The organism is Cylindrospermopsis raciborskii Cr2010 (genome assembly GCF_003367075.2).
Classification (GTDB): domain Bacteria; phylum Cyanobacteriota; class Cyanobacteriia; order Cyanobacteriales; family Nostocaceae; genus Raphidiopsis; species Raphidiopsis raciborskii.
Window position 1 is genome coordinate 431,968 of the sequence record NZ_CP065936.1, and the last position, 25,887, is coordinate 457,854.

Below are 25,887 nucleotides of genomic sequence, written 5' to 3' on the forward strand. Positions count from 1 at the left end.
GGGACTGATAAGAAGCTATGTAATAGTAAATTAAACCGATTGAGTCAATACCAAAGTGAATGGGAGGTATAGATATGGTGAGGCAAGTTCCACCAAAAACTCAACTGGGGGTGGTAAAATCCAATAAAAATCAGCTTGGGGAGACGATCGCGTCTGAAATTGTCTACCCAGAAAGTGATGGTGAACCCATGGCGGATAATACTAGGCAATTCACATGGATTGTCAAAATAAAGGAGAATTTAGAAATACTATTTAAGTATAATGCGGATGTGTTTGTAGCTGGGGACTTATTTTGGTATCCAGTGAAGGGTAGTAACAAAATTAAACTAGCTCCCGATACCATGGTGGTGTTTGGGAGACCCAAGGCACACCGGGGGTCTTATCGACAGTGGGAAGAAGATAATATTCCTCCCCAGGTGGTGTTTGAAATTTTATCTCCTGGTAATAGTCAAGATGAAATGGACAAAAAAAAGCTGTTTTATCTGAAACATGGAGTAGAAGAGTATTATGTGTATGACCCAGATAGGATTAGTCTAGAAGTATCTATTAGGGAAAACAATTCATTTAAAGAGATTAAGGATTTTAGTGTTTGGACTAGTCCAAGACTGAATGTACGGTTTGATATGACGGGAGATGAATTAGTCATCTATTATCCAGATGGTGGTAGGTTTCTTAGTCCTGTAGAGTTGAGCAATTATGCAGAACAAGAAAATCAACGTGCAGAACGGGAAAAACTGCTTAAAGAGCAGGAAACTCAGCGTGCAGAACGGGAAAAACTGCTTAAAGAGCAGGAAACTCAACGTGCAGAACGGGAAAAACTGCTTAAAGAACAAGAAAGATTTCTGAAAGAGCAGGAAACTCAACGTGCAGAACAGGAAAGACTGCTTAAAGAGCAGGAACAACTAAAGTATCAAACCTTACTAGCACAATTAAAAGCTAAGGGTATTGATATCAGCACACTCGAATAAACTATTACCTGGACCGGATACCCCCGTGAGAAGGGTTGCTGATTTTGCCCAGTCAGGGTTATAATGTGGGTGCAAAGTTACCTTCCTTAAATTAGAAAACTGGATTTCATCCTGATGCAAAAGTTTTATTAAATTTAGTAGTCCACCTCCCTGACTTCCCTTTTCAAGACATCCACACCCACGGGAATACTTATGAGGAAGCAGCCAAACATGGTCAGCAAGTGATTGACAGTTATCTTCAGCTTTATCAAGAAAATAACCAACCTCTACCCCAGCCTAAAAACCTCTTGAAATATATTCAGGTAGCATAACCACTCTGGAAGATTGCCTTGACCAATATCTTTTAACCAAGAGCGATCGCCATCAGTTCAAGCGCGATATCACCAACACCGACAGCCTAGCTGCTGAGTTTGTCGCCTTTGACAATTGCAGGTAAAGATGGTAAAGATGCTAAAATCTATTTAGAAAAACAACTTAAACAAAGACTCGCAAGACTAGAAGAATTGCAAGGAACTGTTGCAAAATGCAGAAACGGAGCCATATCCCGTTGGTCTGTTGGGTTTCGTGCCTCAACCCAACCTACGATTACCCACGACAAAACCAGTCGGGTACGGAGCCATATCCCGTTGGTCTGTTGGGTTTCGTGCCTCAACCCAACCTACGATTACCCACGACAAAACCAGTCGGGTAAGGGTTGGACATCACTATCCTTCCCTCCCCTAAGAACCGGACTTGACAGTTTCCTCCGGCTCAAGCCTTACTTCAAGCCTTTCAACTTGGGTTTTGAGTGTGCCTGTTTATGAGAGACTGAGTGCAAATACTTCAGGTTTTCTATGTCGTCCAGACCACCTTTTGCAACAGGTACTATGTGGTGGGTTTCGATTCCATCTCCATTGAGTAGTGGTTCACCGCAGATGGGACATTTTGCTCTCGACCGTTTAGATTTTTGACTTCCACCCCTAGTCTCTTACAGAGAGCTAACACTTTCTTTTTCGAGGGTTTGATAAGGAATTCCGTCACGGGTAATTCATTGGCGATCTCCCACAGGGAGTGCTTCCCAATCCCCCTTAACCGCACCCCTTGACTTATAGGAAAAACCTGATATTATATTTTCACGGGTTAAATAACCCTGCCACATACGAATAAAATATCAAGTAAACAATAAGGTGCTGAACTTTGACGGTCTACATGATCTCGGTTCGTACCAACCAGACTCATCCACCCAAGTAACTACAAGAGTCGAGTGGTAAGGGGTCTTTGTCTCAATTTTAGACTACAATCAATAATTACCCACAGTTTGAGCAGCGGTTAAGTTTGATAGAGACTATACTAGCAAATAAGTTCCCAGACTTGACCAAGGAGATGATTATGCAGTTGCAAGTCTCGTTTTTACCAAGAGATTCGGATGGAGGCCCTACAAGAGGGAGAACGGCGTGGGAGAGAAAAAGGAAGAGAGGAAAGACAGCGAACGAAGAGTAACGCGGCTTTATCTAACGGATTTGAGGGAAAGGCAAAACCTGAGTCCCAATTTGACCTTGTTACAGTTGTTAGGAACGAATGAGGAGGAGAGTGGGAAGATAGGTAACGACAGGAGAATTTCTACCGACGGTTTTTTCTGAATTTCCAGGTACATGGGGGTTTGGGACTGATAAGAAGCTATGTAATAGTAAATTAAACCGATTGAGTCAATACCAAAGTGAATGGGAGGTATAGATATGGTGAGGCAAGTTCCACCCAAAACTCAACTGGGGGTGATAAAATCTAACATTAATCAGGTTGGGGAGACAATCGTCCCTGAAATTGTCTACCCAGAAAGTGATGGTGAACCCATGGCGGATAATACTAGGCAATTCACATGGATTGTCAAAATCAAGGAGAATTTAGAAATACTATTTAAGTGTAATGCGGATGTGTTTGTAGCTGGGGACTTATTTTGGTATCCAGTGAAGGGTAGTAACAAAATTAAACTAGCTCCCGATACCATGGTGGTGTTTGGGAGACCCAAGGGACACCGGGGGTCTTATCGACAGTGGGAGGAGGATAATATTCCTCCCCAGGTGGTGTTTGAAATTTTATCTCCTGGTAATACTCAAGATGAAATGGACAAAAAAAAGCTGTTTTATCTGAAACATGGAGTAGAAGAGTATTATGTGTATGACCCAGATAGAATTAGTCTAGAAGTATCTATTAGGGAAAACAATTCATTTAAAGAGATTAAGGATTTTAGTGTTTGGACTAGTCCAAGACTGAATGTACGGTTTGATATGACGGGAGATGAATTAGTCATCTATTATCCAGATGGTGGTAGGTTTCTTAGTCCTGTAGAGTTGAGCAATTATGCAGAACAAGAAAATCAACGTGCAGAACGGGAAAAACTGCTTAAAGAGCAGGAAACTCAGCGTGCAGAACGGGAAAAACTGCTTAAAGAGCAGGAAACTCAACGTGCAGAACGGGAAAAACTGCTTAAAGAACAAGAAAGATTTCTGAAAGAGCAGGAAACTCAACGTGCAGAACAGGAAAGACTGCTTAAAGAGCAGGAACAACTAAAGTATCAAACCTTACTAGCACAATTAAAAGCTAAGGGTATTGATATCAGCACACTCGAATAAACTATTACCTGGACCGGATACCCCCGTGAGAAGGGTTGCTGATTTTGCCCAGTCAGGGTTATAATGTGGGTGCAAAGTTACCTTCCTTAAATTAGAAAACTGGATTTCATCCTGATGCAAAAGTTTTATTAAATTTAGTAGTCCACCTCCCTGACTTCCCTTTTCAAGACATCCACACCCACGGGAATACTTATGAGGAAGCAGCCAAACATGGTCAGCAAGTGATTGACAGTTATCTTCAGCTTTATCAAGAAAATAACCAACCTCTACCCCAGCCTAAAAACCTCTTGAAATATATTCAGGTAGCATAACCACTCTGGAAGATTGCCTTGACCAATATCTTTTAACCAAGAGCGATCGCCATCAGTTCAAGCGCGATATCACCAACACCGACAGCCTAGCTGCTGAGTTTGTCGCCTTTGACAATTGCAGGTAAAGATGGTAAAGATGCTAAAATCTATTTAGAAAAACAACTTAAACAAAGACTCGCAAGACTAGAAGAATTGCAAGGAACTGTTGCAAAATGCAGAAACGGAGCCATATCCCGTTGGTCTGTTGGGTTTCGTGCCTCAACCCAACCTACGATTACCCACGACAAAACCAGTCGGGTACGGAGCCATATCCCGTTGGTCTGTTGGGTTTCGTGCCTCAACCCAACCTACGATTACCCACGACAAAACCAGTCGGGTAAGGGTTGGACATCACTATCCTTCCCTCCCCTAAGAACCGGACTTGACAGTTTCCTCCGGCTCAAGCCTTACTTCAAGCCTTTCAACTTGGGTTTTGAGTGTGCCTGTTTATGAGAGACTGAGTGCAAATACTTCAGGTTTTCTATGTCGTCCAGACCACCTTTTGCAACAGGTACTATGTGGTGGGTTTCGATTCCATCTCCATTGAGTAGTGGTTCACCGCAGATGGGACATTTTGCTCTCGACCGTTTAGATTTTTGACTTCCACCCCTAGTCTCTTACAGAGAGCTAACACTTTCTTTTTCGAGGGTTTGATAAGGAATTCCGTCACGGGTAATTCATTGGCGATCTCCCACAGGGAGTGCTTCCCAATCCCCCTTAACCGCACCCCTTGACTTATAGGAAAAACCTGATATTATATTTTCACGGGTTAAATAACCCTGCCACATACGAATAAAATATCAAGTAAACAATAAGGTGCTGAACTTTGACGGTCTACATGATCTCGGTTCGTACCAACCAGACTCATCCACCCAAGTAACTACAAGAGTCGAGTGGTAAGGGGTCTTTGTCTCAATTTTAGACTACAATCAATAATTACCCACAGTTTGAGCAGCGGTTAAGTTTGATAGAGACTATACTAGCAAATAAGTTCCCAGACTTGACCAAGGAGATGATTATGCAGTTGCAAGTCTCGTTTTTACCAAGAGATTCGGATGGAGGCCCTACAAGAGGGAGAACGGCGTGGGAGAGAAAAAGGAAGAGAGGAAAGACAGCGAACGAAGAGTAACGCGGCTTTATCTAACGGATTTGAGGGAAAGGCAAAACCTGAGTCCCAATTTGACCTTGTTACAGTTGTTAGGAACGAATGAGGAGGAGAGTGGGAAGATAGGTAACGACAGGAGAATTTCTACCGACGGTTTTTTCTGAATTTCCAGGTACATGGGGGTTTGGGACTGATAAGAAGCTATGTAATAGTAAATTAAACCGATTGAGTCAATACCAAAGTGAATGGGAGGTATAGATATGGTGAGGCAAGTTCCACCCAAAACTCAACTGGGGGTGATAAAATCTAACATTAATCAGGTTGGGGAGACAATCGTCCCTGAAATTGTCTACCCAGAAAGTGATGGTGAACCCATGGCGGATAATACTAGGCAATTCACATGGATTGTCAAAATCAAGGAGAATTTAGAAATACTATTTAAGTGTAATGCGGATGTGTTTGTAGCTGGGGACTTATTTTGGTATCCAGTGAAGGGTAGTAACAAAATTAAACTAGCTCCCGATACCATGGTGGTGTTTGGGAGACCCAAGGGACACCGGGGGTCTTATCGACAGTGGGAGGAGGATAATATTCCTCCCCAGGTGGTGTTTGAAATTTTATCTCCTGGTAATACTCAAGATGAAATGGACAAAAAAAAGCTGTTTTATCTGAAACATGGAGTAGAAGAGTATTATGTGTATGACCCAGATAGAATTAGTTTAGAAGTATCTATTAGGGAAAATAATTCATTTAAAGAGATTAAGGATTTTAGTGTTTGGACTAGTCCAAGAATGAATGTACGGTTTGATATGATGGGAGATGAATTAGTCATCTATTATCCAGATGGTGGTAGGTTTCTTAGTCCTGTAGAGTTGAGCAATTATGCAGAACAAGAAAATCAACGTGCAGAACGGGAAAGACTGCTTAAAGAACAAGAAAGATTTCTGAAAGAGCAGGAAACTCGGCGTGCAGAAAAGGAAAGACTGCTTAAAGAACAAGAAAGATTTCTGAAAGAGCAAGAAACTCAACGTGCAGAACGGGAAAAACTGCTTAGAGAGCAGGAACAACTAAAGTATCAAACCTTACTAGCACAATTAAAAGCTAAGGGTATTGATATCAGCACACTCGAATAAACTACTACCTGGACCGGAATACCCCCGTGAGAAGGGTCTTCTCAACCTGAGATTTTTCTCTACTTAAAGCAGTACGAAGTAAGTCGTCCGTGGCAAGGTTTGCTGATCTTGCCCAGTCAGGGTTATAATGTGGGTGCGGAGTTACCTTTAGATGTGTAATCGAACGATATAGCTGAATCTCCACCCTTAAATTAGAAAACTGGATTTCATCCTGATGCAAAAGTTTTATTCAATTTACCAGAGGTTACTAAAGAATGTAGCGAGATCCCTATGGGAGTGCTTCGCAATCGCCCTGAACCGCACTCCTTGACTTATACGAAAAACCTGATATTATGTTTTCACGGGTTAAATAACCCCGCCACATACGAATAAAATATCAAGTAAACAATAAGGTACTGAGCTTTGACGGTCTACATGATCTCGGTTCGTACCAACCAGACTCGTAAACCCAAGTAGCTACAAGAGTCGATTAGTAAGGATTCTCTGTCTCAATTTTAGCCTAGCTGATCGCCCTATCCATCCAATTAATTCCCAATTTATATATTATATATAAATAAAACTAACATAAGCCTACCCTAAAACAATAGTTCACAAGAAATCCTAATATGGTCCACGCAACAAAACCTATAATGTTAAAAGCAAGGCTCCTATACACAGCAAAAATCCTGTTTCATGTTTTGGGAGAGTTTGGATACAACCCAATTAAAATGGTAGTTTCCATCTTAGAATTACCACTTTATATTTATCAACTCACTTCATTTTCGATAAGAAGCAAAAGTCCAGTTAAGATTCGATTGTTTCCCTATTTAACTGATAGACGTGATTTTGCTGGTAGTATCAGTCGCCATTATTTCCATCAAGATCTATGGGCAGCTAGAAAGGTCTACGAGAATAAACCAGAGAATCACATTGATGTAGGATCTCGAATTGATGGTTTTGTAGCGCATTTACTCACGTTTCGTACGGTCGAAGTGCTAGATGTGAGAAAAATGACCTCTTCTGTGAAGGGAATGACCTTTAGGCAAGTTAATCTGATGGAATTTCAAAAAGTGCCTGGCAGCGTATGTGATTCACTTTCTTGTCTTCATGCCCTGGAACACTTTGGTTTAGGTCGCTACGGGGATCCGATTGATCCCGAGGGACATATTAAAGGACTTAAGTCTTTAACTAAGATGCTAAAATCAGGTGGGACGTTGTTGTTATCAGTTCCCACAGGAAAAGAAAGAATAGAGTTCAACGGACACCGCATTTTTTCCGTAACCACTATACTAAATTTAACTACTAGTGACTATGACTTAGTGTCATTTTCATACATAGATGATACAAACACTTTATATGAGAACGTTGATACATCATTTGTTCCCACCATGTTGTATGGGTGTGGACTATACGAGTTGAAAAAGAAGTAGAACATCAAAACACTACATTCCCTAAGGTTATTATAAAATACAAGCGGAACTTAACATTGAAAAGCAAAGTAACACAAATTGTTTAATTTAACAACATCAGAATCTAAAATATACTAACATGGTGTCCGACTGAAAGAATGTTAAAAAATGGAGCCTATAATATAATAGGAGCTTCGCTGCGTGCAGTAGCTGGTATAATTACGGGACCGGTTCTGTCCCGTTTAATGGGTTTGGAAGAATATGGTATTTGGGCTCTTATCTCGTCAGTGTTAGCTTTCCTAACAGTGGTAGAGGGGGGACTATCTAATGCAATTACCGTCTTTCTTTCCAGAGATATTGCTGATAAAGATGACCTAAAGATATCTGAGACCATAACCATTTCGCTGACCTGGATGCTAGTTTTAGCAATTTTAGCATCTGTATTCCTGTATTCAACCGCAGGAATAGTTATCAATTACTTTCCTGGGCTAAGTTCTACACAGCAGCACAACAGTATTCGAGCTTTACAGATAGGTTGTTTTTCGGTTTTGTGCCAGCTATTACAACAGGTGTTTATAGGAATTGAACAGGCATACCATGAGTATAAACTACTGAGTTTTTTAAAAACTGTACAATTTGGATCATTGAGTGTTGGATGGATTATTTCCGCCCATTTAGGTGGAGGTTCGGTTACACTTGCCACCTGGCAACTGGTTGTGACTTTAATTGTTCTAGGTTGGCACATTTATGTGGTTAGAGCTTTGACTAAAGATCACAATCTACAATTTCTATGGAACAACCAAAGAGCTACCCAAATTTTTCGCTACAATTTAGCAATGTGGTTAATGACGATTGGAGGAATCTTATTTACACGTGGTGATAGAATTGTCGTGGGTTCGGTCTTAGGTCCAGAGTCTCTGGCCATTTATGCCATAGTAAGTGATGTTGCATCTGGAATAAATTTCCTTGTAGCGCAGCCAATTCAACCATTTTTACCTGTGGTTAGTCGCCTTGCACTAGACTCTACCTCCTTGCATGCTCTCCAAAATAAGTTTAGACAGGTCATCCAAATAAATAGCTGTATGGCGGTTTGGTCTGGATCACTTGTTTTAATTTTCTCCCCACTTGTTATTAGTTATGCGATTGGATTGAAGGGTAGTGAGTACAATACTGCATTGTTTTGTCTTCAAGCATTGGCACTGATAACCACCATACAGTCTCTTTGTAACACCGGCTACTATGTTTTTATGAGTCAAGATGTTAGATATTTGGCATCAATATTGTTTATAGGTGGGTTTTCATCTATACTACTAATATATCTAGGATCGCTAGGATATGGTTTAGTGGGATCAATTATTGGAAATTTTGGCTACAACATAATGACCATTTGCACTTTTAAATCTGCCGAGAAATTCGGTATTAGTTATAGGTTAACTTTTACTTATATGGCTTTTCCAATGTTTTTGTTTTTCATGACATTTGCCATGAATTACATATTTTATTTCCCTCACTCCATTTTCTCATTTTTACTAGTCTTGCAGTGCTGTGTGGTTCTGACCTGGTTTGCTTTCCAAAATAATATCCGTATTCCTACAATTATTAGGAGTTTAGGAAGATAAATCCGTCAATCAACAACCATAAAGTTACCGGATTTGCCAGTCATAGCGAAAAGCAATCACTATTTTCATTATTCATGTATACATACAGATTTTTCAGAAAATCAGATACCGTTTGGTACTTTTTGTTGTTTGCTTTGCTGTTGTTAACTTTATATATTCAGTATTTGTCCAAACACGGTTACATACCCTTGACTGGTATTTATGTTCCCGATGGTTATACCTATGAATTAAGGGCGCTAGAAAACAGGGAACTTGAAGAGTTTTCTGCATTCTCATACAATCTCTTTAATCAATTTATTTATAATAGTTTCTTGGGTGCATTTGGCTTTTTTTTATTCAACTCATCATTACTTTTTTTATCTGTTTGGCTATGTAGACCCGTTTTTGCTAGTATTTCAGAGAATTCCGTAAATTATGCGAGATTTGCTATTGTATTCAATCCATACTTACTAATTAGTGCAATTGGACCTAACAAAGAAAGCATTTTACTGTTCATAAACCTACTCTTTTGGTATTCATGCTTTTATGGTTATAGGAATGAGGAGAGGAGATCAAACAATAAAGGAAAGTTGGTGGCAAAAATAATCAAGCTAGTTGCACTATTTACTTTAGCTTCCATACCTTTGTTTATTCGACCAATTGTATCAATTCTCCTTTATGTTAGTTTGATTTACAAGATTTTTAGGTTTAAAAAAACTAGACTAGTGGCAACATGGGTACTTGTGTTTTACTTTGTGTCCATATCAATTCCGGCTATCAACGAAATTTACGCTCAACAAGTAGATCAAGGCTTGTCTAGCTTCACCAGTTCCAGTATTTACGATTTAGCTGCAACTCTCGCTAAATATAGTCTTGATCCAATAATGCAATATCCTGCCTTCATAGCCAAAACAATCCTGTTATTTTTTGGTTTCATTGTCAGGCCATTCAGTTTTTTTGAACTCCTTGATGTAGGATATAGTTTTTTGGCAGTTGCGTATTTCCCAATTAACCTGAGTTTGATTTTAACGTTCTTCAACAAGAACAACTACAATAATTCTGAAAATTCATCAGAATCCGGGGAAGAAATTCTTTCCTCGCCAAATAATGATAGTCCCAATGCATTCCTTATTTTTGCACTATTATCTATGTTCATTGTAGTTGTGAGTCCTGGATTTACATTTCGGTACTTTATTCCCATTACACCATTTACTTTTGCTTTGTTCACTTGTCAAAATTCCTCCACCAGGAAAATGCTAGTGACGATATCGGTTTTGATTGGTGTTTTAGTGATAGTAGGGAACCTACTTTTTTCTCAAAAAAGTTTCTATCAAGACGTTTCACTACCTGTTTTCATGGATTGGCTGTGAAAGAGAAAGTATTGGCATTACTGAATCATGAGATTTTTTTAATTAAAATGACTTCAGATTTATTTCATCCCTCATTCTTCCAACACCCTAATTCTGCAAAGCTGGCTAAAACACTTTAGTTACTAACACTACAAAGTCTCACTCTTTCAAAATGACTAAACTACTAGTTACCGGTTCTTCAGGTTTAATTGGTTCCGAGGTTTGTATTTATTTCGCCAACTCGGGTTGGGAAATACATGGTGTTGACAATAATCAAAGAGCTATCTTTTTTGGACCCCAGGGGGATACTCGTTGGAATCAACACCGCTTACAGTCTTCTATTGATAGATTCACCCATCACGAATTGGACATTCGCGATCGCCAAGGAGTGTTAAATTTACTATGCGATTTGCGTCCGGATGCTATTGTTCACACTGCTGCACAACCATCCCATGATCGAGCGGCTGCAATTCCTTTTGATGATTTTGATACTAATGCTGTAGGTACGTTGAATCTTTTAGAAGCAGCACGCCAATTTTGCTCCGAAGTTCCCTTTATTCATATGTCAACCAATAAGGTGTACGGAGATGCTCCTAACGAGATTCCTTTAATTGAACTTGATACTCGTTGGAATTATGCCGACCCGTGTTATCAAGAAGGCATTCCGGAAACTTTCCGTATTGATCAGTCAAAGCACTCATTGTTTGGAGCATCCAAAGTTGCTGCTGATGTAATGGTCCAAGAGTATGGTCGTTACTTCAATATGAACACGTGCTGCTTGCGTGGGGGGTGTTTAACTGGTCCAAATCACTCTGGAGTAGAGCTACATGGGTTTCTAAGTTATTTAGTCAAATGTAACTTAGAAGGACGCGTGTACAATGTATTTGGCTATAAAGGTAAACAGGTTAGAGATAATATTCATTCATTAGATGTAGCTAGGTTTATTGATGAATTTATTAGAAGTCCCCGTTCAGGAGAAGTCTACAACCTTGGTGGTGGTAGAAACAATACCTGCTCAATTTTAGAGGCTTTTGATATGGTGTCTTCCCTTTCGGGTAAACCAATGCACTATGAATACATAGACAAAAATCGTGAAGGGGATCACATTTGTTATTATAGCGATTTGACAAAGATGCAAGCAGACTATCCCAACTGGGCTATCACAATTCCTCTTGCCCAGATTTTTGCCGAGATAGTTGACTCCTGGAAATCCCGGTTGCTGGAACAATGAACACTAAATAATAGTTTCTTAATAATTTTATTTATCCTAACCCGCGCATTCGAGAAAAATTTTCTCTGATTTACAAAATTTAGGAGTCATCAATACTCAGTCATGAAAAAAACAGTAGTCCTTCTGAAGGGAGGTCTGGGAAATCAAATGTTCCAGTATGCCTTTGCCAGATCTATTTCTCTTAAAAATTCTTCAGAACTTGTAATAGACAACTGGTCCGGATTTACATTCGATTACAAGTATCACCGACAATATGAACTTGGTACTTTTTCCATAGTAGGCCGCCCCGCCAACCTAACCGAAAAGTTTCCTTTTTGGTTTTACGAACTAAAGTCTAAGTTCTTCCCAAGATTACCAAAAGTCTTTCAACAACAGTTCTATGGTCTGCTAATCAATGAAGTAGGTGGTGAATATATACCAGAGATTGAAGAAACCAAAATATCCCAAAACTGTTGGTTAAACGGCTACTGGCAAAGTCCTTTATATTTCCAGAAACATTCTGATTCAATTGCCAGAGAATTAATGCCCCCTGAACCAATGGAAAAGCATTTTTTGGAACTTGGCAAACTCTTAAGACAAACTGAGTCTGTGGCTTTAGGAATCAGGCTATATGAGGAAAGTAAAAATCCTGGATCTCATTCAAGCAGTGGTGAGTTAAAGAGTCATTTTGAAATCAATCAAGCTATTCTAAAGTTGAGAGAATTATGCAATGGGGCTAAATTTTTTGTATTTTGCACCCATCGCTCCCCTCTGCTGCAAGAACTAGCCTTACCTGAAAATACCATTTTTGTCACCCATGATGATGGATATGTTGGTAGTATGGAGAGAATGTGGCTTTTGACACAATGTAAGCACCATATATTTACTAACAGTACATTTTACTGGTGGGGAGCCTGGTTAAGTCAGAAGTTTTATATTCAGGGAAGTCAAATCGTTTTTGCTGCGGACAATTTCATCAATTCAGATGCTATACCTAAACATTGGAATCTTTTTTAGATTCTCAAACCAGTGTAATATGCAATATACTGGTGCAGTGTAATAACTGTAAGCTGGACTTCAGGATGCCTACGAATCACTTAAGGTCATTCAACATATTTTCAACATATTTATCCGTGCTACTACTTTTATTTTCAGCGGTATTCTCCCATATAATACATTACCAAACATAGGCATTGTAAATTGTATGAAAAAAGTTTTCATTACTGGGTGTGCTGGTTTTATCGGCAGTAATCTCACTGATCGCTTACTAAGCTTAGGTACTAAAGTTACTGGTTATGATAACTTTTCCACTGGCCAAGAACGTTTTTTGGCATTGGCTTCTAAAAATGCTAACTTCAACTTAGTTCGCGGCGATTTGCTGGACCAAACTGTCCTTACTAATGCCATGGAGGGGTGCGAAATGGTGTTTCATCTGGCAGCCAATGCTGATGTGCGTTTCGGAACTAATCATCCCCGTCGTGACCTTGAGCAAAATACCATTGCTACTTATAATGTCCTTGAAGCTATGAGACAGAATGGTATTCAACACATTGCCTTTTCTTCCACCGGGTCTGTGTATGGCGAAGCACCTGTCATTCCCACCCCAGAAGATGCGCCCTTTCCCATTCAAACCTCCCTTTATGGAGCTTCTAAACTGGCTGGAGAGGGGTTGATTGCCGCCTACTGTGAGGGGTTTGGCTTTCAATCCTGGATTTTTCGTTTTGTTTCTATCCTGGGTGAACGGTATACTCATGGGCATGTTTTCGACTTTTATAAGCAACTAAAAGCCGATCCAACACGTTTAGCTGTGTTGGGAAATGGCACTCAACGTAAGTCTTATCTCTATATCCAAGACTGTCTAGATGCTATACTGTTAGCTATAGAGCGTGCTTCTAATCGGGTTAATATATTTAATCTAGGGGTTGATGACTATTGCCAGGTAAATAACTCCATTGGCTGGATTTGCCAGGAGTTGGGCGTTAATCCCCAATTGGAATATTCAGGGGGCGATCGCGGTTGGATTGGTGACAATCCCTTCATCCATCTTGATGTGAGTAAGATTCAAGCACTGGGGTGGGAACCTAAGTTGACCATCCGAGAAGGTGTGATCAAAACTGTTCAATACCTGAGAGCTAACGAATGGGTATTTGAGGTTCGCAAATGAACTCTAAGGTTGCCTTAATTACTGGAGCTTCGAGAGGTTTGGGCAAGGTCTTGGCTCATCGGTTTTGGGAGTCCAATTACAGTCTCTATCTCATCGCTAGAAGTTACGAAGAATTACAAAAGGTAAGATCTTCTTTACCGCCTAGGCCCAGTCAAAATTGTGACATTTATGGTTGTGATCTGAGTATTTCTGAGTCTATTGAACGTTTAAGATCTGAAATTTATAACAACCTGTCACGTTTAAATGTGCTCATTAATAACGCCGGAACCCATGGTCCAATTGGTCAGAGTTGGGTTAACAATACTGTTGACTGGCAAAAAACCATACAAGTAAATCTCTTCGCTCCTGTGGCCCTTTGTCAAATAGCAGTTCCGCTTATGGAGCAAACTGGTGGCGGGGTAATAATTAATCTTTCTGGCGGAGGCGCAACTGGCCCGCGTCCCAATTTTTCAGCATACGCAACGGCTAAGGCGGCTCTAGTTCGTTTTAGTGAAACCCTTGCAGAGGAAACACGAGGAATAAGTATTAGAGTTAACTGTATTGCACCTGGTGCCATGAAGACGGCTTTATTGGCGGAAATATTAGAAAAGGGCACTCAATTGTCTGGTGAGCGTGAGTTTGATCTTGCCAGCAAGGTCCTTGTGGAGGGTGGAGCATCAATGGATAGGGTAGCTGACCTGGCTTTATTTCTCGCCTCTGAAGATAGTAAAGGTATTACAGGTAAGTTAATTAGTGCAGTCTGGGATCGCTGGGAAGATTGGCCTTTGTATCTTGACGAGTTGAGTAAAACAGATGTTTACACCTTGCGGCGTATTGTTGGACGAGACCGTGGTATGACCTGGGGGGATAAATAAATGCTTTTATATCAGTTCCAAGGACAATCTAAGAAATGAGGTAATTGTAAATATGTCGGAGAATAGCTTTCCCTATTTGCTTGAATACGTAAACTGCGATCTCTGCGGAGCTAATCAGCCTAAAACGAGATATGTTAAGAAAGGTTCCGCTTTGCCAATAGACTTCAGTATCGTTCAGTGTAGTAATTGTGGCTTAGTATACACTAATCCTAGACCGCACCCCTCATTGACCCATTTGATATACACCACGGAATACTATTATGGAGAAGGGTGCGATCCGGTCTTTTCTGCTGAAGGGTCAACCAAGGCAAATGATTCTGAAATGCTTTTAGATGCTATATCTTCGTACTTTGAGCAAGTACATCATTCACCTGAAGATAGAAAAATACTAATCGAAGCTGGTGGAGGTGCGGGTCTTATTTGTAAAGCGGCAAATGACCGCCACTTCAACTCAATTATGACAGACCTATCTCCTGACTCTATAAATATAGCTCGAAATAATGGTATCAATTGCATTCTTGGAGAACTTGATTCAGAGGAGCTTGAACATCTGCATGGTAAGGTGGATGTTGTTGTTGCTAACGAGGTAATTGAGCACGTTTATTCACCAAGAAAATTTCTTATAGATGTATTTAGACTACTTCGTCCGGGTGGAATTTTTTGTTATACAACGGGTAATTACGCAGAGACTCGCTTACAAGGTAAGAATTGGAGCTATATGAATATACCTGACGCTCATATACACTTTTTTACTCGAGGCATTATGGATAGATACCTCAAAGAAACTGGATTTTCTGGTAGGGTTGATATATACAGTTTCTATACCAAAAATAATGCGGGCTATAAATTAATGAGAAAGTTGGGGATCAAGTTATCGAAAGGTTATCCTAAAACAACTATGGAGAAGTTGTTCTACTCACATATTTTTAAGGCCAGCGAGGTAGCATTTTTCCGGCGTCGGTTTGACTGGGCAATTAAGTGAGATCCTCTAATTCGGACGTTGGACAGGGGATGAAATAAAACCTGTAAACTTTAGAAATCCGTTGTTGTGGTGTTTTTTATATTATTGGTATGATAAACACTTGTATACTAAATCAGTAGTACAACAGCATGTTAAATATTGGAATAATTGGTTGTGGACTGATTGGGCAAAAACGCGCCAAATCCCTAGGCGAAGGCAGTCGCCTTGTGGCCTGTGCGGACATCGATCTAAACCGTGCCCAATCCCTAGCGGGCACCCAGTCCAAGGCATTTGATAATTACCACGATCTCCTTGCACTCCCCGAGGTTGATGCGGTGGTGGTGTCCACCCTCCACGACTCCTTGGCTGCAATTACCCTGGCTGCCATCCAGTCTGGTAAGCATGTACTGGTAGAAAAACCCGCTGCTCGCCACACAAGAGAATTAGAACCGGTTATGGCAGCAGCTAATCAAATAGATGTCAAGGTGCGTGTAGGCTTTAATCACCGATATCACCGAGCCATGCGTAAGGCCAAGCAGTTGGTTGATGATGGTGTTCTAGGAGATTTAATGTTTATTAGAGCCCGTTATGGTCATGGTGGTCGAGTTGGCTATGACAAGGAGTGGCGGTCCAGACCAGAATTGTCGGGGGGAGGGGAATTGATTGATCAAGGCCCTCACTTAATCGATCTATCCCGTTGGTTCTTATCTCAAGAATTTGTAGAAGTTCAGGGATTTGCTCATACTTACTACTGGGATATGCCGGTGGATGACAATGGATTTATGTTGCTCAAGACTGCTAACCACCAGACTGCCTTTCTCCATGCTTCGTGCACTGAGTGGAAGAATCTATTTTCCATGGAGATCTATGGACGTGATGGCAAGTTAGAGATTTCTGGGTTGGGTGGTAGCTATGGTGTAGAACGACTGACCTGGTACAAAATGTTACCTGAGATGGGTCCCCCTGAAACTACCACCTGGGAATATCCGATGACCGATAATTCTTGGGCAATTGAGTTAGCTGAATTTTATGACGATATTCTTTTGAATCGATCAGTGGATGCTGGACTTCAGGATGCTTACGAATCACTTAAGGTCATTCAACATATTTATAGGATCTCTAACTATGATTTTTAACCTGCTTTATAAATCTGCATATATCCTTGAGAAATTATCGGCCTTTGCTCAGGGTAAGGGTTATGGCAGTAGAAGTATTCGCCAGGAGATTGCTGTTGCAAAAAAACTGATGCAGTCCTTACAACGTGAATTACTCATGATTGATATTGGCGGCAATATAGGCGACTACACATACCAGTTGCGTAAAGGGTTCAAGCAGGCAGAAGTTCATATTTTTGAACCATCTATTGTCAATGTAAACAAGTTAAGTCAACGATTTAAAGGCGATCCATTGGTTATTTTGAATCCCGTTGGGGTTTCTAACTGTGAGGGAAGTTTCTTGTTGTATTCTAATGAACAGGGATCTGGAATTGCTAGTCTATCGAAGCGACGATTGGATCACTTTGATATTAGCTTTGACTTTTCGGAGCAGATCCAGACTATTTGCTTTGAAAATTACTGGATCAATCAACTGAATCGGAAAAGAATAAATCTAGTAAAGCTAGATATTGAAGGACATGAGTTAGATGCTTTAAGAGGATTCGGATCCGCAATCTGGGCTACTGAACTCATTCAATTTGAGTTTGGTGGATGTAATTTAGATACCCACACTACCTTTCAAGACTTCTTTTATTTCTTTAAAGAACACAATTATGAAATATATAGAATAACGCCATTCGGTTCAGAAAAAATAAGTAAATACCGTGAAATTGATGAATTTTATTCAACAACTAATTTTATTGCAAGAAATAGATCCTTACTATGATTATTGCCCGTAGTCCATTACGCATTACTCTCGGTGGTGGAGGTACTGACCTTCCTTCCTACTACCGTGACCACGAAGGGTTTTTAATTGCTGCAGCGATTGATAAATACGTTTATGTCACTGTTATGCGTCCCTTTACAGAGGGAATCTTTCTTAAGTACTCCCAGCTGGAACATGTGAATGAGATCGCTGAGGTGAAGCATCCCATTATCAGAGAATGTCTCCATATCCTTGACCTAAAAACCCCCCAGGTGGAGATTACCACTTTGGCGGATATCCCTGCTGGAACAGGATTAGGATCCTCTGGTAGTTTTACTACAGCCCTACTCAAAGCTCTATACACCCATCGCAGATGCCATCTACATCAAGAAGAACTGGCAGAACTAGCCTGTCATATTGAGATTGACCGTTTGGGCGAACCCATTGGCAAACAAGACCAGTATGCAGCTGCTATCGGTGGTATTACCTGTTTTACTTTTCATAAAGATGATCAGGTGACAGCTAACCCTCTGGCAATCAGTATGGATACGATGTTTGACCTGGAAGATAACTTGCTATTGTTTTTTACGGGCTTTTCTCGTAGTGCTAGTGGCATTCTCAAAGACCAAAAGGAGCGCACCCAAAAAAGTGATAGCGATATGCTGGCTAATCTACATTACGTAAAGGATTTAGGATATCGTAGTAAAGCAGCTCTTGAGTCGGGTGATACCTACCTTTTTGGGCAACTAATGCATGAACACTGGGAACATAAAAAGAAACGCTCCGGGGGAATGAGTAACCCTCAAATTGATGAGTGGTACCAATTGGCCATGAATAATGGTGCCATAGGTGGCAAGTTGGTTGGCGCTGGTGGCGGCGGATTTCTGATGTTTATGGCAAGCGATCGCAATAAGCTACGTCACGCCATGACAAATGCTGGACTAGAAGAAGTTAGGTTCGGTTTTGATTTTGAGGGCACCAAAGTGGTGTTGACATCCTGATGCTTCCAGTAGCTATTCTTGCAGGTGGATTGGCCACTAGGCTACGTCCAATTACTGAAAAAATTCCCAAGTCTCTTGTTCCCGTTGCTGGTAAGCCTTTTATTTGTCACCAGTTAAATTACCTGCGTGAACAGGGACTAGAGAAAGTTGTCCTGTGTATTGGTTATCTGGGAGAGATGATCCAAGAAGTGGTAGGAAACGGGGAAAATTTCGGTCTAAGTGTTAATTACTCTCTCGATGGCTCAGTGCTTTTAGGAACCGGAGGCGCTTTAAAACAAGCCTTACCTCTCCTCGGAGATGAATTTTTTGTTCTATATGGTGACAGTTTTTTGCCTATAGATTTTTCAGCGGTGGAAAATTTTTTCCTAAGTTGTAATAAACCAGCCTTGATGACCATTCTACGTAATGCCAATCAGTGGGACAAGAGTAATGTTATTTTTCGCAATGGAACTCTAGAAGAGTACAATAAGAGTATATATCGTACGGACATGGAGTTTATTGACTATGGACTGGGCATCTTGTCTAGATCCGTTCTGGATAAATATCCCATAGCTCAGCCCTTTGATCTGGCAGATGTATACCATTCTCTTTCTACGGAAGGAAATCTACTGGGATACCAAGTTCACGAGCGTTTTTATGAAATAGGATCCACTGTGGGTCTTCAAGAAACTGAGACTTACTTTTTAAGAAAACTTTAGGAGATAACAACACCATGACCTACGCACAACAACATTTAGAAGAAGCTACACGCATTCTTGAAAAGATAGATTTTAATACTGTTGAACAAGTAGCTGACATTTTAGCATCTGTCAAAGCAGAAGAAGGCAGAATATTCTTTCTTGGTGTTGGTGGCAGTGCAGGTAATTGTTCTCATGCGGTTAACGACTTTCGTAAAATAGTTGGCATTGAATCATACGCGCCCACAGATAATGTTTCCGAATTAACAGCACGAGTGAATGATGAGGGCTGGGCAACAATCTTTGTCGAGTGGCTAAAAACCAGCAAGTTGAAGACAAAAGACTGTATTTTCGTATTTTCCGTGGGAGGGGGTAATCTGGAAAAAAACATTAGTCCCAATCTCGTGGAAGCACTGAAATATGCGGAGACAGTAGGTGCCAAAATTACGGGTGTTGTTGGTCGGGATGGTGGCTATACTGCAAAAGTAGCGGATGCCTGTGTTATTATTCCCACAGTAAATCCAGATACTATTACTCCCCATTCTGAAGCGTTCCAGGCAGTTATCTGGCATTTGCTGGTATCCCATCCCAAACTCAAAGCTAATCAAACAAAGTGGGAATCAACCGTTAAGTGAATCAAGCACATAAAGCCGTATTTCTCGACCGAGATGGTGTGATTAATAGGGCCCTAGTCAAGCAGGGAAAACCCTATCCCCCTTCTACCATCGATGAGCTTGAGATTCTACCCGGTGTTGATGAAGCATTAAGTTCTCTAAAAAGAGAGGGCTTTCTTCTTATTGTAGTCACTAATCAACCAGATGTGGCTAGAGGTAAAACTAAAAGAGAGTTTGTAGATGCAATTAATTCTAGATTGGCTAGTAGTTTACCAATAGATGAGTTTTGTACCTGCTTCCATGATGATTCTGACAATTGTGACTGTCGGAAGCCAAAGGCGGGTTCACTATTCTCAGCTGCGACAAGACACGACATCTGTCTGACCTCTAGCTTTATGGTGGGAGATCGTTGGAGAGACATAGAAGCTGGGTATGGAGCTGGGTGTAGAACCATATTTATTGACTATGGTTACGAAGAAAAACAACCTGATCGTTTTGACTTCAGGGTCAGTTCCCTTTTTGAAGCTGCTAGAATAATTCTGAAAACTCCGGAGAAATTTGATGAAAAGGATTGACGAACTACAGACCAAGATATTTGCCGATGGAGCGGATAAAGCGGGAATGTTGGAAATGTATGAAAAATCCTATATCAAAGGACTTACAACCAATCCTACCCTAATGAGAAAGGCGGGAATTACCGACTACAAAAGTTTCTGCAAAGACATTCTTCTTTCCATAAAAGATAAACCACTTTCTTTTGAAGTATTCTCCGATGAATTTGAGGAAATGGAGCGACAAGCTCTTGAGATTTCTAGTTGGGCTGATAATGTTTACGTTAAAATACCGATTACAAATACAAGAGCTGAACCCAGTTATGAACTTGTCGCCAAATTGTCTGACAAAGGCGTTAAGTTGAATGTCACTGCACTTATGTCACTGACACAGGTTCGTGATGTTATTTCCGCTCTCAACCCTCACGTACCTAGCTATGTTTCAATCTTTGCCGGCAGAATTGCTGATACAGGTCGTGACCCGTTGCCAATTATGGCAGCAGCTATAGAATTGTTAAAGATGACCCCCCAGGCTGAGTTAATATGGGCCAGTCCCAGAGAGCTACTCAATATATTCCAGGCCGATGCCATAGGTTGTCATGTAATTACAGTCACGAATGATATACTGAAAAAATTGACACTTGTCGGATATGATTTGCAACTCTTTTCTTTAGATACAGTCAAAATGTTTTATGATGATGCTTTAAAAGCCGGTTACACTCTCTAATAAAACTATCTAGGAAGAGCTGTTCAATCAATAAACCATACTAAGCTCTTCCTATTATTCTTAACAACACTTAACAACCGTAGTGCATAACCCAAAAAAGTAAATGAGTAAAGAAAAAATAACTACAGTTAGTATTGTCATTACAACATTCAATGAAGGTGAAAACCTGGATTATTTGTTAAGAGACATCAGCAAACAGGAAGTTGATGGATTGAAAGTAGAAATAATACTTTTAGAAGCTGGTAGTTATAGTGAAGAAAGAGCAGTTTACTACTTGGGTGATTTGGGTAAGTATCTGAAATTTATACACGCTCCCAATCTTTCCAGGACAAAATCCTTAAACAAATTATTTGAATTATCAGAGGGAGAATTAATTATTAGACTTGATGCACGTTCTCATATCGCATCGGACTATATTAAGCGGATAGTTCAACTTTCCTCTGACAGTGGAGCTGAGAATGTAGGTGGTGTGATGTCTCCCATTGGGAGAACTCCCGATCAACAGTTAATTGCTGATATTATGAGACATCCATTCTCTTTTGGTGGAGCCAAGTTTAGAAATCATTCTTATTCTGGACTGGTTGACTCTGTTTATCTTGGTGCATTTAGAAAAAGTATATGTAAGTTTAATGCTAATTGGTTCGATGAGGTACATCCTGGAATTAGTGAAGATTCCGACCTAAATTATAGGATCAGGAGAAACGGAGGAAAGGTGTACATGGATTCTAGTATAATAGTGCAGTATTTTCCCAGAGAAAACTTAAGCAAGTTCTTCAAACTTTGTTTTAACTTTGGTGTGGGAAGAGGACTTTTCCTTTGTAAATATCGGACTCTTACAGCTATAAGACAAATATTCCCCATCGCTGTTGTGTTTTTAATACTCTTTCTTGGAGCATTTGGTTTTTACCATATTATTTTCCATCATATTCTAATAGGGCTATTTTTGGTTTATGGACTTCTTGTAACATTTTTCTCTATTTCTCTCAAAAAGGATCTGTTGTTTACAATTAAGGCAATAATTGGTTTCTCTGGATGCCATTTTTTCTATTCTTTTGGAATTTTACTTAGTCCTTATTACTACATTCAAAATCTACGATTTAGTTCATAACAATTAAAAACTCTGGCATGCTCGTGATCTGAGTTACAAACTCATACATGAACTAGTACATATCCAGTCAATAATAATAGCCCTTGCCATAACTCCTTACTTGTGCCATCCTGTTTATAATTAGAACCCACTTTCAGCCCAGTTGTTATACTGGTATCCTCTAAATAGCCCATAATGAGATACATGCTAGAAGTAAAACTTGAAAATCCCAGATTAAAAATCAATGCTTCCAGAGTCAGCAAAATCTCGCGCTTAATCGCCCCAATTATCTTGACCGCTGACCTCTTTGGACTAGTTATTTCCCTAGCACTAACATCCTATTTAAGGCTTGGACACGTACAACTCATACTCAACCCAACCACATGGGCATTTGTCTTCCTAATTCTTACAGGGATGTACTTACTAGATACATACCATCCCAATAAGCAAATTGCCGGAATGCGAGCTGGGGCCAGGGTCATCGTTAGCAACTCTACCACTGCTCTCCTCTGCTCGCTGTTAATTTATCTCGCCAACTCCTGGCAAAAAGATTTATCCTTAGACCCAATAACCTTTCTAATTAGCTTAGTCGCTTTTACAATCTGGGCTATCAATATCCGACTATTGGCAGCTCAGTGGGAGCGATCGCACGTACAAAATTCCTATTGGCTAATGCTGGGCGCTGGGGATAGGTCTATGAAATTTGCCGACATTTTCTCCCAGACCAAGCATAGTGGACAATTGATAGTCCTAACGGAAAATCCCTATATACCTAAGCTCAATGGCATGGACCCTCCACTCATCTTAGACAAACTAGATAATCTGCCCAATTGGGCTGACCAAAAGTGGTCTGGAGTAGTTGTGGGAGATGGCATAGATATATCTGATAACTTACATCAGACATTGATGAAACTTCGCCTACAGGGCATTCCAGTGTATAGACTGCCTGATGCTTGTGAAGAACTATGTTGGAAAATCTCCCCCTCTTTGCTAGAAGATCATTGGTTCGCCTTCAGTAGTGGGTTCAATTTGGTCTCCGGTAGTCTGAGAATTAGGGTTAAACGTGTCATCGATATTGTCCTAGCGACTCTATTACTAGTAACACTGTTTCCAATTATGGTAGTGGTGGGAATCTTGATTAAATTGGAGAGTCCCGGACCCATTTTCTATAGCCAGATCCGCACAGGACTCCATGGCAACCCATTTCGAGTGTACAAATTCCGCTCCATGTATAAGGATGCGGAAAAAAGAGGGGCCCAATGGGCAAGTGAACGGGATCCCCGGATTACCAAGGTTGGTTACTGGTTGAGGATCTTACGCATTGACGAACTACCACAAATTTTGAATGTGTTACGGGGAGAAATGAGTCTGATTGGTCCCCGTCCAGAAAGACCAGAATTTGATATCAAGCTGAAAGAGGCCATTCCTTACTACGAATTGCGTTATCTGGTCAAACCGGGAATTACTGGTTGGGCTCAGGTTCTCTATCCTTATGGAGCTTCCTTGGAGGATTCCTATGAAAAACTGGCTTATGACCTCTACTACATCAAAAATTATTCTCTATGGTTAGACTTTGCTATCATTTTCAAAACCATCAGAGTGGTCTTTTTAGGTAAAGGTAGATGAATAAAAAGGTTTTAGTGACTGGGGGTGCAGGCTATATTGGCTCCCATGTGGTGCTTCAGTTAGCTGAATCGGGATATGATATAGTAGTATATGATAATTGCTCCACTGGTACGCCTGATTCCGTACTTCATGGGGAGCTAGTTATTGGTGATTTATCAGATATAGACCGACTTTACCAAATATTTAGCCAGCACAGATTTAGTGCAGTATTACATTTTGCAGCCAGTTTAGTGGTTCCAGAGTCCGTAGCCCATCCCCTAGACTACTATACTAACAACACCCGTAACACACTCAACCTGCTACGGTGCTGTAGTGTGATGGGAGTCAACCAGTTTGTTTTTTCCAGCACAGCTGCAGTTTATGGACAACCCCAGGAAAATCCCGTAACAGAAGAGAGTCCTACCTCACCCATTAATCCTTACGGTCGTTCCAAGCTGATGAGCGAGTGGATAATTCAGGATCATGGATTGGCATCTGATTTTCGCTACGTAATTTTACGGTACTTTAATGTTGCTGGAGCCGATTCCCGGGGGAGACTTGGTTCCAACTCACCCCATGCCAACCACCTAATTGCCAATGCTTGTAATGTGGCACTGAAACGCCAACCGGAACTCAAGATTTTCGGTGTGGATTTTCCCACTGTGGATGGTACGGGAGTGCGTGATTATATTCATGTAGAAGATTTAGCTTCAGCCCATGTGGATGCCTTGAAGTATTTGGAGAATAATGGAACGTCCCAAATTTTAAACTGTGGGTACGGTAAAGGTTATAGTGTGTTGCAAGTAGTAGAAAGAATCAGAGCTATTTCTGGGATGGATATTCCCATAACCATAGCCAGTCGTCGTCCGGGGGATCCAGCTTGTGTGACTGCTCATGCACAGAAGATTAAGCAAGTTCTCAATTGGGAACCTAAGTATGATAACCTGGATGATATAATATCTACCACTCTGGATTGGGAAAAAAGTAAAGCCACCAGGTAAGTGATTGTTTTAAATTGGACTCCGTCATTTTTTGCCTTATTCGTGTAAGCTTGACAAGCTCAAGGGATCCAGTAAATTCATTCCCTGGATCAAAGCCCAAGTTGATTGAAAACCGACTAGTTTTGTCGGATTGTGGGTTGATTGAACCCAATATATGTTTCATCAATTATGTTGTATGTAACCCCTGGAGACAGTCTCCAGGTGTGGTTTAATTCAAACAATCCCGGTTAATTCCGTGTGCTTCCCAATCGCCCTCTTAATTTGAGTTAAAATAAAATGCGATCGCATTCCCATGGGGGTATTGTGTTTCGTGTGTGAATCACAGACTTCTGCAAGGAGATAAATTCATTCCCTTAGAAATTGACTGGGAACTTGGATGATGATGGCGAGCTCCTGTAGGGAGTGGTTTGCAATTGTATTTATACATATCCTGTTGGTTTGTTGGGTTTCGTTCCTCAACCCAACCTACGATTACACGCTACAAAACTAGTCGGTTTTGAACCGACTTGAGCTTTGAGACCGGGAATTGATTCCAGGTCTACCCCACGGACAGTCTCCAGGTGTGGTTTAATTCAAACAATCCCGGTTAATTCCGTGTGCTTCCCGATCGCCCTCTTAATTTGAGTTAAAGTAAAATGCGATCGCATTCCCATGGGGGTATTGTGTTTCGTGTGTGAATCACAGACTTCTGCAAGGAGATAAATTCATTCCCTTAGAAATTGACTGGGAACTTGGATGATGATGGCGAGCTCCTGTAGGGAGTGGTTTGCAATTGTATTTATACATATCCTGTTGGTTTGTTGGGTTTCGTTCCTCAACCCAACCTACGATTACACGCTACAAAACCAGTCGGTTTTGAACCGACTTGAGCTTTGAGACCGGGAATTGATTCCAGGTCTACCCCACGGACAGTCTCCAGGTGTGGTTTAATTCAAACAATCCCGGTTAATTCCGTGTGCTTCCCGATCGCCCTCTTAATTTGAGTTAAAGTAAAATGCGATCGCATTCCCATGGGGGTATTGTGTTTCGTGTGTGAATCACAGACTTCTGCAAGGAGATAAATTCATTCCCTTAG

25 protein-coding genes are annotated in these 25,887 nt (G+C 40.7%); 23 read left to right on the forward strand and 2 right to left on the reverse strand.

Features of this window, described 5'->3' with window-relative positions:
• The first annotated feature begins 74 nt into the window (after nt 1-74).
• Nucleotides 75-968, forward strand: coding sequence for a Uma2 family endonuclease (locus C6N34_RS01960; RefSeq protein ID WP_236107293.1), 894 nt, complete (start codon nt 75-77; stop codon nt 966-968).
• 757 nt (nt 969-1,725) lie between these two features.
• Here C6N34_RS01960 and C6N34_RS17170 read toward each other — a convergent pair.
• Nucleotides 1,726-1,884, reverse strand: a complete 159-nt coding sequence (locus tag C6N34_RS17170; protein WP_072149051.1) for an HNH endonuclease signature motif containing protein — start codon at nt 1,882-1,884, stop codon at nt 1,726-1,728.
• A 489-nt stretch (nt 1,885-2,373) separates the two neighbouring features.
• Between C6N34_RS17170 and C6N34_RS01965 the strand changes: the two genes are divergently transcribed.
• Together C6N34_RS01965 and C6N34_RS01970 are read left to right on the forward strand one after the other, a co-directional pair.
• A complete protein-coding gene (locus tag C6N34_RS01965; RefSeq protein WP_181884036.1) occupies nt 2,374-2,529 on the forward strand; it encodes a hypothetical protein in 156 nt (51 codons plus the stop codon).
• Nucleotides 2,530-2,683: 154 nt separating this feature from the next.
• Complete coding sequence (locus C6N34_RS01970) at nt 2,684-3,577, forward strand: Uma2 family endonuclease (RefSeq protein ID WP_236107295.1); 894 nt, start codon at nt 2,684-2,686, stop codon at nt 3,575-3,577.
• 757 nt (nt 3,578-4,334) lie between these two features.
• On the opposite strand, the gene C6N34_RS17175 is transcribed toward C6N34_RS01970, so the two are convergent.
• Nucleotides 4,335-4,493 carry an HNH endonuclease signature motif containing protein gene (locus C6N34_RS17175; protein ID WP_072149051.1) on the reverse strand — a complete coding sequence of 53 codons (159 nt, stop codon included), beginning with the start codon at nt 4,491-4,493 and terminating at the stop codon, nt 4,335-4,337.
• 489 nt (nt 4,494-4,982) lie between these two features.
• On the opposite strand from C6N34_RS17175, the gene C6N34_RS01975 reads away from it, so the two are divergent.
• The 20 genes from C6N34_RS01975 (at nt 4,983) to galE (ending at nt 24,812) form a co-directional block, all read left to right on the forward strand.
• Nucleotides 4,983-5,138: a hypothetical protein gene (locus C6N34_RS01975; RefSeq protein WP_181884036.1), complete on the forward strand. Its 156-nt coding sequence runs from the start codon at nt 4,983-4,985 to the stop codon at nt 5,136-5,138.
• Between the two features lie 154 nt (nt 5,139-5,292).
• Nucleotides 5,293-6,165, forward strand: a complete 873-nt coding sequence (locus C6N34_RS01980) for a Uma2 family endonuclease (RefSeq protein ID WP_236107296.1) — start codon at nt 5,293-5,295, stop codon at nt 6,163-6,165.
• Nucleotides 6,166-6,872: 707 nt separating this feature from the next.
• The gene (locus C6N34_RS01985) at nt 6,873-7,574 is read left to right on the forward strand and encodes a DUF268 domain-containing protein (protein ID WP_161808589.1); all 702 of its coding nucleotides are present in this window, start codon (nt 6,873-6,875) and stop codon (nt 7,572-7,574) included.
• 137 nt (nt 7,575-7,711) lie between these two features.
• Nucleotides 7,712-9,172: an oligosaccharide flippase family protein gene (locus C6N34_RS01990; protein WP_115539317.1), complete on the forward strand. Its 1,461-nt coding sequence runs from the start codon at nt 7,712-7,714 to the stop codon at nt 9,170-9,172.
• A gap of 74 nt (nt 9,173-9,246) precedes the next feature.
• On the forward strand, nt 9,247-10,521 hold the full coding sequence (locus C6N34_RS01995) for a hypothetical protein (protein ID WP_115539318.1): 1,275 nt from the start codon (nt 9,247-9,249) through the stop codon (nt 10,519-10,521).
• A gap of 151 nt (nt 10,522-10,672) precedes the next feature.
• Nucleotides 10,673-11,731 carry an NAD-dependent epimerase/dehydratase family protein gene (locus tag C6N34_RS02000; protein WP_115539319.1) on the forward strand — a complete coding sequence of 353 codons (1,059 nt, stop codon included), beginning with the start codon at nt 10,673-10,675 and terminating at the stop codon, nt 11,729-11,731.
• 102 nt (nt 11,732-11,833) lie between these two features.
• Nucleotides 11,834-12,727, forward strand: coding sequence for an alpha-1,2-fucosyltransferase (locus C6N34_RS02005; RefSeq protein ID WP_115539320.1), 894 nt, complete (start codon nt 11,834-11,836; stop codon nt 12,725-12,727).
• A gap of 187 nt (nt 12,728-12,914) precedes the next feature.
• On the forward strand, nt 12,915-13,874 hold the full coding sequence (locus tag C6N34_RS02010; RefSeq protein WP_115539321.1) for an NAD-dependent epimerase/dehydratase family protein: 960 nt from the start codon (nt 12,915-12,917) through the stop codon (nt 13,872-13,874).
• Nucleotides 13,871-14,728 (forward strand): SDR family NAD(P)-dependent oxidoreductase, encoded by an 858-nt coding sequence (locus C6N34_RS02015; protein ID WP_115539322.1) that lies wholly within the window; start codon nt 13,871-13,873, stop codon nt 14,726-14,728. Before C6N34_RS02010 ends, C6N34_RS02015 begins: the two co-directional genes overlap by 4 nt.
• Nucleotides 14,729-15,050: 322 nt before the next feature.
• Complete coding sequence (locus C6N34_RS02020) at nt 15,051-15,710, forward strand: class I SAM-dependent methyltransferase (protein WP_236107298.1); 660 nt, start codon at nt 15,051-15,053, stop codon at nt 15,708-15,710.
• A 128-nt stretch (nt 15,711-15,838) separates the two neighbouring features.
• Nucleotides 15,839-16,825: a Gfo/Idh/MocA family protein gene (locus C6N34_RS02025; protein ID WP_115539324.1), complete on the forward strand. Its 987-nt coding sequence runs from the start codon at nt 15,839-15,841 to the stop codon at nt 16,823-16,825.
• A complete protein-coding gene (locus tag C6N34_RS02030; RefSeq protein WP_115539325.1) occupies nt 16,815-17,570 on the forward strand; it encodes an FkbM family methyltransferase in 756 nt (251 codons plus the stop codon). Before C6N34_RS02025 ends, C6N34_RS02030 begins: the two co-directional genes overlap by 11 nt.
• On the forward strand, nt 17,567-18,550 hold the full coding sequence (locus C6N34_RS02035; protein WP_115539326.1) for a GHMP family kinase ATP-binding protein: 984 nt from the start codon (nt 17,567-17,569) through the stop codon (nt 18,548-18,550). The genes C6N34_RS02030 and C6N34_RS02035 overlap by 4 nt, the downstream gene beginning before the upstream one ends.
• The gene (locus C6N34_RS02040) at nt 18,550-19,248 is read left to right on the forward strand and encodes a nucleotidyltransferase family protein (RefSeq protein ID WP_115539327.1); all 699 of its coding nucleotides are present in this window, start codon (nt 18,550-18,552) and stop codon (nt 19,246-19,248) included. The genes C6N34_RS02035 and C6N34_RS02040 overlap by 1 nt, the downstream gene beginning before the upstream one ends.
• A 14-nt stretch (nt 19,249-19,262) precedes the next feature.
• Nucleotides 19,263-19,862, forward strand: a complete 600-nt coding sequence (locus C6N34_RS02045; protein WP_115539328.1) for an SIS domain-containing protein — start codon at nt 19,263-19,265, stop codon at nt 19,860-19,862.
• On the forward strand, nt 19,859-20,416 hold the full coding sequence (locus C6N34_RS02050; RefSeq protein ID WP_115539329.1) for a D-glycero-alpha-D-manno-heptose-1,7-bisphosphate 7-phosphatase: 558 nt from the start codon (nt 19,859-19,861) through the stop codon (nt 20,414-20,416). The genes C6N34_RS02045 and C6N34_RS02050 overlap by 4 nt, the downstream gene beginning before the upstream one ends.
• Nucleotides 20,403-21,119, forward strand: coding sequence for a transaldolase (locus tag C6N34_RS02055; protein WP_115539330.1), 717 nt, complete (start codon nt 20,403-20,405; stop codon nt 21,117-21,119). The genes C6N34_RS02050 and C6N34_RS02055 overlap by 14 nt, the downstream gene beginning before the upstream one ends.
• Before the next feature lie 103 nt (nt 21,120-21,222).
• The gene (locus C6N34_RS02060; RefSeq protein ID WP_115539331.1) at nt 21,223-22,227 is read left to right on the forward strand and encodes a glycosyltransferase; all 1,005 of its coding nucleotides are present in this window, start codon (nt 21,223-21,225) and stop codon (nt 22,225-22,227) included.
• A gap of 183 nt (nt 22,228-22,410) precedes the next feature.
• Nucleotides 22,411-23,832 carry a sugar transferase gene (locus C6N34_RS02065; protein ID WP_115539332.1) on the forward strand — a complete coding sequence of 474 codons (1,422 nt, stop codon included), beginning with the start codon at nt 22,411-22,413 and terminating at the stop codon, nt 23,830-23,832.
• Entirely contained in the window at nt 23,829-24,812 is a 984-nt protein-coding gene (gene galE, locus C6N34_RS02070) for a UDP-glucose 4-epimerase GalE (protein WP_115539333.1), read from the forward strand. Before C6N34_RS02065 ends, galE begins: the two co-directional genes overlap by 4 nt.
• The last annotated feature ends 1,075 nt before the right edge of the window (nt 24,813-25,887 follow it).

Excerpts from the sequence above, each read along its gene's own strand:
- C6N34_RS02055 (WP_115539330.1), top strand. The coding sequence starts at position 20,403 with ATGAAAAGGATTGACGAACTACAGACCAAGATATTTGCCGATGGAGCG.
- C6N34_RS01990 (WP_115539317.1), top strand. The coding sequence starts at position 7,712 with ATGTTAAAAAATGGAGCCTATAATATAATAGGAGCTTCGCTGCGTGCA.
- C6N34_RS02020 (WP_236107298.1), top strand. The coding sequence starts at position 15,051 with ATGCTTTTAGATGCTATATCTTCGTACTTTGAGCAAGTACATCATTCA.
- C6N34_RS02015 (WP_115539322.1), top strand. The coding sequence starts at position 13,871 with ATGAACTCTAAGGTTGCCTTAATTACTGGAGCTTCGAGAGGTTTGGGC.
- C6N34_RS01985 (WP_161808589.1), top strand. The coding sequence starts at position 6,873 with ATGGTAGTTTCCATCTTAGAATTACCACTTTATATTTATCAACTCACT.
- C6N34_RS01965 (WP_181884036.1), top strand. The coding sequence starts at position 2,374 with ATGGAGGCCCTACAAGAGGGAGAACGGCGTGGGAGAGAAAAAGGAAGA.
- C6N34_RS02000 (WP_115539319.1), top strand. The coding sequence starts at position 10,673 with ATGACTAAACTACTAGTTACCGGTTCTTCAGGTTTAATTGGTTCCGAG.
- C6N34_RS02065 (WP_115539332.1), top strand. The coding sequence starts at position 22,411 with ATGCTAGAAGTAAAACTTGAAAATCCCAGATTAAAAATCAATGCTTCC.
- C6N34_RS02035 (WP_115539326.1), top strand. The coding sequence starts at position 17,567 with ATGATTATTGCCCGTAGTCCATTACGCATTACTCTCGGTGGTGGAGGT.
- galE (WP_115539333.1), top strand. The coding sequence starts at position 23,829 with ATGAATAAAAAGGTTTTAGTGACTGGGGGTGCAGGCTATATTGGCTCC.
- C6N34_RS02030 (WP_115539325.1), top strand. The coding sequence starts at position 16,815 with ATGATTTTTAACCTGCTTTATAAATCTGCATATATCCTTGAGAAATTA.
- C6N34_RS02005 (WP_115539320.1), top strand. The coding sequence starts at position 11,834 with ATGAAAAAAACAGTAGTCCTTCTGAAGGGAGGTCTGGGAAATCAAATG.
- C6N34_RS02045 (WP_115539328.1), top strand. The coding sequence starts at position 19,263 with ATGACCTACGCACAACAACATTTAGAAGAAGCTACACGCATTCTTGAA.
- C6N34_RS02025 (WP_115539324.1), top strand. The coding sequence starts at position 15,839 with ATGTTAAATATTGGAATAATTGGTTGTGGACTGATTGGGCAAAAACGC.
- C6N34_RS01980 (WP_236107296.1), top strand. The coding sequence starts at position 5,293 with ATGGTGAGGCAAGTTCCACCCAAAACTCAACTGGGGGTGATAAAATCT.
- C6N34_RS01975 (WP_181884036.1), top strand. The coding sequence starts at position 4,983 with ATGGAGGCCCTACAAGAGGGAGAACGGCGTGGGAGAGAAAAAGGAAGA.
- C6N34_RS02010 (WP_115539321.1), top strand. The coding sequence starts at position 12,915 with ATGAAAAAAGTTTTCATTACTGGGTGTGCTGGTTTTATCGGCAGTAAT.
- C6N34_RS02040 (WP_115539327.1), top strand. The coding sequence starts at position 18,550 with ATGCTTCCAGTAGCTATTCTTGCAGGTGGATTGGCCACTAGGCTACGT.
- C6N34_RS01970 (WP_236107295.1), top strand. The coding sequence starts at position 2,684 with ATGGTGAGGCAAGTTCCACCCAAAACTCAACTGGGGGTGATAAAATCT.
- C6N34_RS01960 (WP_236107293.1), top strand. The coding sequence starts at position 75 with ATGGTGAGGCAAGTTCCACCAAAAACTCAACTGGGGGTGGTAAAATCC.
- C6N34_RS02060 (WP_115539331.1), top strand. The coding sequence starts at position 21,223 with ATGAGTAAAGAAAAAATAACTACAGTTAGTATTGTCATTACAACATTC.
- C6N34_RS01995 (WP_115539318.1), top strand. The coding sequence starts at position 9,247 with ATGTATACATACAGATTTTTCAGAAAATCAGATACCGTTTGGTACTTT.